Here is a 10,467-nt window from a genome sequence, read left to right as displayed (position 1 = left end):
CGGCGTTGTTGACCAGAATGTCGATACCGCCCAGCGCTCGTTCGATGGTCTCGACCATGGCCTGCACCTGGCCCTCGTCGGCCACGTCTACGGCCACGCCGATGGCGTCGATGCCCAGTTCGCACAATTGCCCGGCAGCGGCGCGGGCGGCCGCGCCGTCGAGATCGGCAATCGCTACCCGCGCACCGCATTGACCCAGCGCCTGAGCGATGGCAAAGCCGATACCGCGCGCGGCACCGGTCACCACCGCCACCTGGCCGGTGATGGCAAGACTGATAGGGGCATTCATTATTGTTGTTCCCTTGGTTGAAGAGCCTGCAGCGCAAAGCGGGGCGTCAGGCCGGCTGGTAAACGCCCTGGGCGAGTTGGTCCTTGAGCGGCGGGATACCCAGCCGGCGCAACACCCGGTACAGCGACGGCCGGCAGATGCCCAGGGCACGGGCTGCCGCGGACATGTTCCAGCGGCAGGCGTTGAGCACATCCAGCACGTCGGCGCGCTCGTCGACCGGCGTGGCCAGGGTGACCGGGCGGCGGATCGGCGTGACGTTGGCAGGCGCTGCCTGGGTGGACGCACCCTGTTGCGCAACAAAGTCCGCGGGCAGATCGCTGCGCTGGATGCGGCTGCCCTCCATCACCGCGCAGGCGTAGCGAATCACTGCACGCATCTGCCGCAGATTGCCTGGCCAGGGGTGATTGAGCAGCAGCGGCCAGACATCCGAAGCGATGACCTGCCGCGGGTCGCAGCCGGGCAGTTCGCTGGCCACCATCCGGCAGACCAGTTCGGCGCGATCGGTACGCTCGCGCAGGGGCGGCAACTGCACGACGCCGGTGGCGATGCGATAGAACAGGTCTTCGCGAAAGGCGCCTTGCTCGACCAGGCCGGTGAGGTTCTGGTGGGTGGCGCAGATCAGCGCGAAGTCCACCTTGACGCTGCGCTCGGCACCCAGAGGGCTGACTTCGCGTTCGGCGATGACCCGCAGCAGGCGGGTTTGCTGTTCGAAGGGCATGTCGCCGATTTCATCGAGAAACAAGGTGCCGCCGTCGGCCTGCTGAACCTTGCCTTTCTTGCCGCAGGGCAACGCGCCGGAAAAGGCGCCGCGCGAGTAGCCGAACAGCTCGCTCTCGATCAGGCTTTCCGGAATGGAGGCGCAATTGAGCGCGACGCACTGGGCCCGATGGCGTTGGCTGTGGGCATGCAGGGCGCGGGCCAGCACTTCCTTGCCGGTGCCGGTTTCGCCCTGAACGAGCACGGCGATGCCACGTTCCATCAGGCGCAGGGCGCGGCGGAAGGCCTGGCGCACCTGTGGGTCGCTGTCGTTGGCGATATCGGATTCGGGCAGTGCCGCGCAGGACAGTGCGGGCGAAGTGTTACGTGCAGTGTGTTCGCGAACGGAAGACATCGGCGTCACCTTTTATTGTTTTATAGCTCGTGACTATCTCGAGGTCTGGCGCTCGTGACGCAAGCCTCGACGCTGTGGCCATTTCACAATACGGCAGGCGCAGTTATGTTTTCCAATCCATAATCAGGTACCCACTGATACCTTTGCGAGCATCATGATCGAGCTCAGGCATTTACAGTATTTTCGTGCGCTGGCTGAAACCCTGCACTTCGGTCGTGCCGCCGAGCGGTTGCACATCTCCCAACCACCGCTGTCGCGACAGATTGCGCTGCTGGAGCAAGAGCTGGGCGTGAAGCTGTTCGATCGCTCGCGCCGCCACGTGGAGCTGACCGATGCCGGCCAGCGTTTCTATCTGGACACCGGCACGGTGTTCGCAGCGTTCGAACAGGCCAAGCGCAATGCGCTGGCGGCGGCGCGGGGGGCGGCGGGTGAGTTGTCGGTAGGGTTCATGATGTCGACGGCCTACAGCGTCACCCCGGCCATCACCCGGCGTTACGCGGCGCAGTACCCGCAGGTGAACCTGAAGCTGACCGAAACCCTGCCCATGGACCTGGCCCAGGACATCAGCAGCGGCAGCAAGGATGTGGCGATCATGTACCGGCCGCAGGATTGCAGCGGGCTGGAAACGGTGACCATCTACCGGGAGGAGATGACGGTGGTGCTGCCGCCGGGGCATCGGTTGCTCGAACAGCCGCTGATCGATCCGCGCGACCTGGCGGCGGAAACCTTCATCATCGTGCCACGGCGTATCGCCCCGGCGCTGCATGACATGATCGTCAATTACTGCCTGCAGCACGGCGTAACGCCCAATGTCGGGCTGGAAATCAACATGCAGCAGACCATCGTCAACCTGGTCGGCGAAGGCCTGGGCATCGCCATCGTGCCGCGCTCGATGCGCAACATGCGCCTGACCACCACCACCTTCCGGCCCTTGGTGGCGCCGCCAGTGGTCGAGGTGGTAGCGGTGTGGAAGGCTGACAATCACAATCCCTGTATCGCCACTTTCGTGGAAAGCGCCATGCGCGCGGGTGAAGAGGCGACGCTGCAGGATCAGTGAGTGTCCGGTATATCGCAGTGCCCCTTTCGCGGCCGATGACCGCTCCTACAGTGGGATAGTGATCGACCGCAGTGTGTGATCTGTGGCCGCGAAGGATTGACGGGGTATGCCTGACACACCGCGTTGTTTATGGCTGGGCGCTCAGATTTCCAGAATGCCGGACGCCATATAGCCGCCATCCACAGGAATCACATGACCGCTGATGTAGGAAGCATCGTCGGAGGCGAGGAAGGCCACCGCGCCGGCCATTTCCGCCGGGGTGCCGTAGCGGCGCATGGGTACGGCGCGGGCGTAGGAGTCGCGGGTGGCGCTGGAGTGCAGGCGCTGGGTCAGGGGTGTATCCACCGGCCCCGGCGCGATGCCATTGACGGTGATGCCGTACTCGGCCAGTTCGACCGCCATCTGCCGGGTCAGACCGATCACCGCGGCCTTCGACGTGCCATAGGCAGTGCGCCCCGTGCTCGCCCGCATGCCACTGATTGACGCGACGTTGATGATCCGCCCCCAGCCCTGCTCCTTCATCAGCCGCGCGGCCTGCTGACCGCACAGCAGCGCACCGGTCACATTGATGTTCAACACCCGCTGCCAGTCGCCCAGGTCACAGTCCAGAAAGGCCTGGGTCCTGGCGATGCCGGCATTGTTCACCAGCACGTCGCAGCGCGACAGACCGGCGAACACCTCGGCGATCGACTGCGCATCACCGATATCGATCACCACCGCCCGCGCCTCGATACCCTGGGCGCGCAAACCGGCGACCATTTCTTCGGCGGCGCCGCAGTTGATGTCGGCCACCACCACACTATGGCCGTCCTCGCCCAGGCGCTGGGCGATCGCCGCGCCAATGCCCATGGCCGCGCCGGTGATGAAGGCCACCCGGCCCTCGCCGCTCTTGCTGGGAAGCTGTCTGACTGCTTGGCTCATGACCAGGACTCTCTTAAAGGAAACCGATGGAAATCCACGGGAAACAGGCAACGATGACCAGCGCCACCACCAATGCTGCCAGGTAACCCCAGACGCGGCGGATGACATGGTCGGACGGCGTCTTGCTGATCGCACAGGCGGCGTAGAAACCCACGCCCAGGGGCGGCGCGAACAGGCCGATGCCCATCGCCAGGATCACCACCATGGCGTAGTGCACCGGATGGATGCCGAGCATTTCGGCGAGCGGGAACATCAGCGGGCCGAACAGCACGATGGCTGGAATGCCTTCGAGCACGCTGCCCAGAATCAGGAAGGTCACGATGGTGACGAACATGAAGCCGATGGCGCCGCCCGGAATTTCGCTGATCAGGTCGACCAGACTGGCCGAGAACCCCGACTGGGTCAGCGCCCAGGCCATGGCTGAAGCCATGCCGATGATCAACAGGATCGCCCCGGACAGCGCCGCGGCCTCGATCATCATCGGGTAGACCTTGCGGAACTCGATGTGGCGCATGAACAGGTGCATCACCAAGCCCACCAGTACCACATAGGCCACGCCGATGGTCGAGACTTCGGTAGCCGTGGCCGCACCTTCGAGCACCGCCACGCGGATCAGCAATGGCAAGGCCAGGGCCGGCAGCGCGACCATGAAGGTCTTCGCCACCACCGACATCGGCGCCCGCTTGACGGTGGGCACGGCTTCCTTGCGCGAGCGCCACCAGCAGACGATGGCGATGACCACGGTGGCCACCACCGCCGGCATCAGGCCGCCGATGAACAGCGCGGTGATCGAGACACTGCACACGGCGCCGATGGTGATCAGCACCAGGCTCGGCGGAATGGTTTCGGTCATCGCCCCGGTGGCCGCCAGCAAGGCGGCCAGCTCTTCGGGCTCGGAGCCGCGCTTCTTCATCTCCGGAAACAGTGCCGGTGCCACCGCGGCCATGTCGGCCACTTTGGAGCCGGAGATGCCCGACACCAGGAACATGGCGCCGAGCAGCACGTATTGCAGACCGCCGCGCACATGCCCCAGCAGCGAGGCCATGAAGTCGATCAGCGTGCGGGCCATGCCCGACAGCTGCAGCACCACGCCCAGCAGGACGAACAGCGGTACGGCGAGCAGCACCATGTGCGACATGCCCTCGTCCATGCGACCGACGACGATGGACAAGGGGGCATGGGTGGCCAGCGCCAGATAGGCCATGGTGGCGGTGCCGAAGGCGAACGCGATCGGGATGCCGCCGAACACGCAGGCACCCAGCAGCACCAGGAAGAACACCACTAGGTTGTAGTTGCCGATCTCGGCGAGCAGCGGCTGGGCCAGCCACAGCGTACTGCCCACCACGGTGACCACGGCTACGCCGGCCACGAACTGGCGCAGGGTGGAATAGCGGGCCATGCGCGCGACCGCCGCCAGCAGCATGAGCATGGCGCCGACCGGCAGTGCGGCGGCACGCACGCCGTCGGGAATGCCCAGGGCCGGCGTGGTGATCGCCATCTGCTCATGGGAGTGGACCATCGCCGGGGTGATGATCATGGCCACGAACAGCACCACGATCAGCGCCGACAGGGTTTCGCTGAAACCGCGCCAGGCCGGGGGCAGCTTGTTGACCAGCGCCGACATGCGCATGTGCTCGCCCCGATCGAGCGCCAGCACGGCGCCGAACATCGCCAGCCAGATGAACAGCGACGAGGCCAGCTCGTCGGTCCACACCAGCGGGTTGTGAAACACGTAGCGCGAGACGACGCCGGCGAGCAGCACGCAGGTTTCCACCAGCATCAAGGCCACGGCAAGCACCTCGACCACGCGCATGGCGCAGCGGTTGAGGCAGGTCAGCGCCCGGGCCGGCAGGCGCATGGCAACGGTTTCGGCCGGCATCGCCTCTGCGCTCATCATGCCAGCTTCCCAGAGTATTTTTCGAGGATGGCCCAGGCGGCCTCACCGAACTTTTCGTGCCAGTCGGCGTAATAGTTGGCGCTGCGCAGCTTCTCGCGGAACGCCTGCGGCTCGGTGTCGGCCAGCTCCAGGCCTTTTTCCTTGAGGGTGTCGCGGATGCTGCCCTGCAAGCCGGCCAGGTCGGCGCGCTGGCCCATGACCGCAGCATCGATGTGCTTGCGCACCACCGCCTGCACGTCGGCCGGCAGGCGGGCGAACGACTTGCTGTTACCGAGCATCCAGAAGCCGTCCCAGACATGGTTGGTCAACGAGCAGTACTTCTGCACTTCATAGAGCTTGGCCGACGACACCAGGGTCAGCGGGTTTTCCTGACCTTCGACGATGCGCGTCTGCAGGGCCGAATACACTTCGGCGAAATTGATGCTGGTGGGCGCCGCCTCGAATGCCTTGAAGATCGACATGATGATCGGACTGGGTGGCACGCGCAGCTTCATGCCCACCAGGTCTTCAGGCTTGAGCACCGGGCGTGTGCTGGTAGTGGTGACGCGAAAGCCGTTGTCCCACATCTTGTCGAAGGCGAACAGGGTTTCGGTCTTGGCGATCTCGCTACGCACATGGGCACCCAGGTCACCGTCCATCGCGCTCCAGACCTGATCGTAGTCCTTGAAGGCAAAACCCACGGCGCTGATCTGCACCGACGGCACCAAGGTACCGAGGATGACCGGCGACAACGCGAACAGGTCCACCGCGCCGGAACGCACCTGGGCCAGGGTGTCGGTGTCGCTGCCCAGCTGGCTGCTGGGGAACACCTGGATCTGCACCGCGCCGTTGGTTTCTTCCTTGATGGCCTTGGCCATTTCCCGCGCCCGCACGTTCATCGGGTGAATCATGGGCAGGTTGTTGGCGAACTTGAGCCTGAAATCCGCCGCCTCGCTGCGTGGGCTGAACAAGCCCAGCCCCGTGGCGGCGACGGCCGCCGATGCGAGGGTGGCGGTCTTGATGAAACGGCGGCGCGAGAAATCACTCATGTAGCTCTCCTGACCTTCTTGTTTTTATTGACCAGCTTTCATTCACCGGGCTGCCGGGGCAGGCGCTGGGGTACCGGTGAGAAAGCAAATCGGGTGCCACCCCTGTCCGACCCGCTGAAAAACCGTGCCCATCGGCGTGAAGCGGACAGCAAGCTGCTGTTTTGCCTAAACAAACTCGCACCGATGTGAATGTATCCGCAGATGTCACGCGCCAAGCCCTGCCCGGCTCGATGTAACAGGTGTCTCCCTCAGGTGTCGCCCATCACCGACGAAGCGACACCTGGGGCGACACCCGACGTCTGCGGGGTAACAGCCAGCCCGCCGCCGGCTGGCGTTTCAAGGCCTTGGCACCGCTCTTGCTATCGCCCTTGGCAAACAACATCAACAAGCCTTCAATCGAGGACACACCTCATGGGTTCGCCAGTCATCAGCGGTTGGTTCCACTCCCCCTTCGGCAAATTCGACCAGCTCGATCCCGAGCAGATGATGGCCGATGCGGCCGTGGGCGCGCTCGAACATGCCGGGCTGGACGCCGAGCAGATCGATTCGGTCCACGTCGGTCATTTCAATGCCGGCTTTCTGTATCAGGATTTTCCTTCCGCGCTGCTCGCCAATCACATTCCGGCGCTGCGCTTCACCCCGTCGGTACGCCTGGAAAACGCCTGTTCCACCGGCTCGGCAGCCATCCACTCGGCGCTGCAGGCGGTGCTCTCGGGGCAGGCTCGGCACGCTCTGGTGGTGGGCTTCGAGAAGATGAACACGCTGCCCACCGACGAGGTCGGCAAGATCCTGCTCAAGTGCTGCTACGCCAAGGAGGAAGCGCAGATCGAAGGTGGCTTCGCCGGGGTGTTCGGCACCATCGCCCAGACCTACTTCGAGCGCTACGGCGACCAGTCCGACGCGCTGGCGATGATCGCCGCGAAAAACCACGCCAACGGCGCACTGAACCCCTACGCGCACATGCGCCGCGACCTGGGCTACGACTTCTGTCGCGAGCCGTCGGCGAAGAACCCGTTCGTGGCCGGACCGCTCAAGCGCACCGACTGCTCGCTGATCACCGACGGCGCCGCCGCGCTGGTGATCAGCCGCGACGACCACGCGCCCGGCCGGGGCCAGGCGATCAGCTTCAGGGCGGCGGTGCAGGTCAACGACTACCTGCCGCTGTCGCGCCGCGACCCGACGGTGTTCGAAGGCGCCGCGCGGGCCTGGCAACAGGCGCTGGACACCGCAGGGCTGAGCCTGGCTGATCTGTCGCTGGTGGAAACCCATGACTGCTTCACCATTGCCGAGCTGCTGGAGTACGAGGCCATGGGCCTGGCCGAGCGTGGCCAGGGCGCGCGGGTGATTGCCGAAGGCATCAGCCGCAAGGACGGTCGCCTGCCGGTCAACCCGTCCGGCGGGCTCAAGTCCAAGGGCCACCCGATCGGTGCCACCGGTGTGTCGATGCACGTGATGGCGGCCATGCAGCTCAGCGGCCAGGCCGGCGACATGCAATTGGCCAAGGCCGATCGCGCCGGCGTCTTCAACATGGGCGGCGCGGCGGTGACCAACTACGTGAGCATTCTGGAGCGCGTGCAATGACCGGCATCGACAACGTGATGAACCTGGGCGAACTGCTCAACCAGATCGCCCGGCGCTACCCCGACGCACCGGGCTTCATTCGCGGCGAGCAGGTACACACCTGGCGCAGCATTTCGCAACGGGTCGACAGCGTCGCCGCGGCGCTGCGCGCGCGTGGGCTGGGCAAGGGCGACAAGCTGCTGGTGCATTCGCGCAACAACCTGCCGCTGTTCGAAAGCGCCTGGGTGGCGTTCCGCCTGGGCGCGGTGTGGGTGCCGACCAACGTGCGCATTACCCCGCCGGAGGCTGCCTACCTGGGCAGTTCCAGCGGTGCGGTGGCGATGCTCTACGACGAGGGGCTGGCGCACTACGTGGATGCGGTGCGCGCCGAGTCGCCGACGCTGGCGCAGGTGATCGCCATCGGCGAGCCGCGCGCGGGCGAACTGAGCTACGGGCAATTGCTCGACGAAGGCGCGCCACACGCCAGCACGTTCCGCGCCGCCGACGTCAATTACCATGACCCGCTGTGGTTCTTCTACACCTCCGGCACCACCGGTCATCCCAAGGCCGGTGTGCTCACGCACGGGCAGATGGCCTTCGTCATCAACAACCACATCGCCGACCTGATGCCGGGGCTCTCCCAGCATTCGCGCTCGCTGGTGCTGGCGCCGCTGTCTCACGGGGCCGGCATCCACGCGCTGGTCAACGTGGCGCGTGGCGCCGCCTGCGTGCTGCCGGCCAGCGACCGGCTGGACTGCGACGAAGCCTGGCGCCTGGTGCAGGAACACCGCGTCGACAACCTGTTCACCGTGCCGACCATCGTCAAGATGCTCACCGAAGACCCTGCCGTCGACCGCTACGACCACAGCAGCCTGCGCCATGTGATCTACGCCGGCGCGCCGATGTATCGCGCCGATCAGTGCCACGCCCTGCGCAAGCTGGGCAAGGTGCTGGTGCAGTATTACGGCCTGGGCGAAGTCACCGGCAACATCACCGTGCTGCCCGCCGATTGCCACGACGCCGAAGACTCCCCCGCCGCCAAGGTCGGCAGTTGCGGTTATCCGCGCACGGGCATGCAAGTGGCCATTCTGGACGATGCCGGCAACGAGTTGGCCACCGGTGAGGACGGGGAGATTTGCGTGCGCGGACCGGCCGTGTTCAGCGGGTACTACAACAACCCGACGGCCAATGCCAGCTGCTTCAAGCACGGCTGGTTCCACACCGGCGACCTGGGTCATGTCGACGAACAGGGGTATCTGTTCATCACCGGGCGGGCCTCGGACATGTACATTTCCGGTGGCTCCAACGTTTACCCGCGCGAGGTCGAGGAAGCGCTGCTCACCCACCCGGCGGTCAACGAGGTAGCCGTGCTGGGCATGCCGGACGAGAAATGGGGCGAGTGCGGTTGCGCCGTGATCGTCACCACCGGCCAGGTCAGTGACGAGCAGCTGCTGGCCCACCTGGAGCCGCGCCTGGCCCGCTACAAGTGGCCCAAACGCTTCGTGCGCTGGGACGCCATGCCCAAGTCCGGCTACGGCAAGATCGTCAAGAAGCAGATCCGCGCGTTGCTGCAGGAACGCGAGGAGGTGGCCTGATGAATCCCCATTTCGAGGAGCGCGACGGCGTGCGGGTTTTCGTTCACGGCGGGCCGGCCCAGCAGCCGCGTCGGCTGGACCGCAGCGTGGCACAGGGTGAAGAACTGCGCCTGGTGCTGCCGCTGGCGTGCAACGTCGGCGCAGGCGTACTGCAAGCCCTGCAGGGGCGTCGGTACGGCAGCGCCGTGGGCCGCATCCTGTGTGGTGGCGCGGCGCACCTGAGCTACCACCGCATGGTGGTCACCGACAAGCCGGAGCGGCCCTACGACTACGGCGCCCCGGTGGTGCTGGACGGCTACATCACCTTCATCAGCGGTGCCATCACCGTGGGCCGGGATGCGCAGAACAGGCCATTGCTGCACTGCCACGCCGGCTTTCTGGATCGCGACGGCCAGCAGCACGGCGGCCATCTGCTGCTCGACAGGCTGGTGGTCGGCAGTGAAAACCTGGTGATCCGCCTGTGCCTGTTCGATCACGTCGCTTATCAATCGCAACCCGACGCCGAAACCCATTTCAGCCTGTTGCACCCGATCGACCAGGAGGCTTCATGAACGCCAGCGCCGTACTCGAACCGGACCTGTCCCCTTCAACCGTCCAGACCGGCCGCCTGGGGCGTCTGGTAGTGGCGCGGCTCAAGCCCAACGAAGACATCGTCGAAAGCGCCGAAGCCCTGTGTGCCAGTCACGGCATCGAGCTGGCCGTGATTCGCGGCGGGTTGGGCAGCCTGATCGACGCACAGCTGGGCTATCTGGGCCGGCAGGGCCTGAAGACCCTGACCGTGCCCGGGCCCGGCGTGGAGATTCTGAGCATCAGCGGCGAGATCGTCATCGGTGAGAGCCGCCTGCAAGCCGTGGTGGCCGACGCCGACGGCAACATCTTCGCCGGCCGCCTGGAGCGCGGCCGCAACCTGTCGTTCATCACCGTGGAACTGACCCTGCAGGAATGGCTGCCAGACTGAATCGGCGGCAACCCTCTGCACAAGAAACAGTAGTGAACCTGTGGGAGCGGG

The 10,467-nt window shown here is 65.5% G+C and carries 10 protein-coding genes; 5 read left to right on the top strand and 5 right to left on the bottom strand.

Annotation, left to right across the window (positions count from 1 at the left end; translation table 11 throughout):
- Nucleotides 1–289: SDR family NAD(P)-dependent oxidoreductase (locus tag B2V21_RS01865; protein ID WP_286915867.1), on the bottom strand; the 289-nt coding region annotated here is incomplete at its 3' end.
- Nucleotides 290–335: 46 nt separating this feature from the next.
- A complete protein-coding gene (locus tag B2V21_RS01860) occupies nt 336–1,400 on the bottom strand; it encodes a sigma-54-dependent Fis family transcriptional regulator (RefSeq protein WP_286915866.1) in 1,065 nt (354 codons plus the stop codon).
- 154 nt (nt 1,401–1,554) lie between these two features.
- On the opposite strand from B2V21_RS01860, the gene B2V21_RS01855 reads away from it, so the two are divergent.
- Nucleotides 1,555–2,457, top strand: coding sequence for a LysR family transcriptional regulator (locus B2V21_RS01855; RefSeq protein ID WP_056842924.1), 903 nt, complete (start codon nt 1,555–1,557; stop codon nt 2,455–2,457).
- 141 nt (nt 2,458–2,598) lie between these two features.
- Here B2V21_RS01855 and B2V21_RS01850 read toward each other — a convergent pair whose 3' ends face one another.
- Genes B2V21_RS01850 through B2V21_RS01840 form a run of 3 tightly spaced genes read right to left on the bottom strand, consistent with a single transcriptional unit; the run spans nt 2,599 to nt 6,303 of the window.
- The gene (locus B2V21_RS01850; RefSeq protein ID WP_286915865.1) at nt 2,599–3,378 is read right to left on the bottom strand and encodes an SDR family NAD(P)-dependent oxidoreductase; all 780 of its coding nucleotides are present in this window, start codon (nt 3,376–3,378) and stop codon (nt 2,599–2,601) included.
- Between the two features lie 13 nt (nt 3,379–3,391).
- Entirely contained in the window at nt 3,392–5,275 is a 1,884-nt protein-coding gene (locus tag B2V21_RS01845) for a TRAP transporter large permease subunit (protein ID WP_286915864.1), read from the bottom strand.
- Nucleotides 5,272–6,303 carry a TRAP transporter substrate-binding protein gene (locus tag B2V21_RS01840; RefSeq protein ID WP_286915863.1) on the bottom strand — a complete coding sequence of 344 codons (1,032 nt, stop codon included), beginning with the start codon at nt 6,301–6,303 and terminating at the stop codon, nt 5,272–5,274. Before B2V21_RS01840 ends, B2V21_RS01845 begins: the two co-directional genes overlap by 4 nt.
- Before the next feature lie 411 nt (nt 6,304–6,714).
- Between B2V21_RS01840 and B2V21_RS01835 the strand changes: the two genes are divergently transcribed.
- Genes B2V21_RS01835 through B2V21_RS01820 form a run of 4 tightly spaced genes read left to right on the top strand, consistent with a single transcriptional unit; the run spans nt 6,715 to nt 10,416 of the window.
- Nucleotides 6,715–7,884 carry an acetyl-CoA acetyltransferase gene (locus tag B2V21_RS01835; protein ID WP_286915862.1) on the top strand — a complete coding sequence of 390 codons (1,170 nt, stop codon included), beginning with the start codon at nt 6,715–6,717 and terminating at the stop codon, nt 7,882–7,884.
- Nucleotides 7,881–9,458 carry an acyl-CoA synthetase gene (locus B2V21_RS01830; RefSeq protein ID WP_286915861.1) on the top strand — a complete coding sequence of 526 codons (1,578 nt, stop codon included), beginning with the start codon at nt 7,881–7,883 and terminating at the stop codon, nt 9,456–9,458. Before B2V21_RS01835 ends, B2V21_RS01830 begins: the two co-directional genes overlap by 4 nt.
- Nucleotides 9,458–10,009: a hypothetical protein gene (locus B2V21_RS01825; protein WP_286915860.1), complete on the top strand. Its 552-nt coding sequence runs from the start codon at nt 9,458–9,460 to the stop codon at nt 10,007–10,009. Before B2V21_RS01830 ends, B2V21_RS01825 begins: the two co-directional genes overlap by 1 nt.
- On the top strand, nt 10,006–10,416 hold the full coding sequence (locus tag B2V21_RS01820; protein ID WP_286915859.1) for a PPC domain-containing DNA-binding protein: 411 nt from the start codon (nt 10,006–10,008) through the stop codon (nt 10,414–10,416). The genes B2V21_RS01825 and B2V21_RS01820 overlap by 4 nt, the downstream gene beginning before the upstream one ends.
- Nucleotides 10,417–10,467: the final 51 nt, after the last annotated feature.

Origin of the sequence: Pseudomonas sp. UBA6276, assembly GCF_002438365.1 — a bacterium.
GTDB classification, from domain to species: Bacteria; Pseudomonadota; Gammaproteobacteria; order Pseudomonadales; family Pseudomonadaceae; genus Aquipseudomonas; species Aquipseudomonas coleopterorum.
The sequence above is the reverse complement of the archived record's forward strand: the minus strand, read 5'-3'. Positions and strand labels throughout refer to the sequence as shown.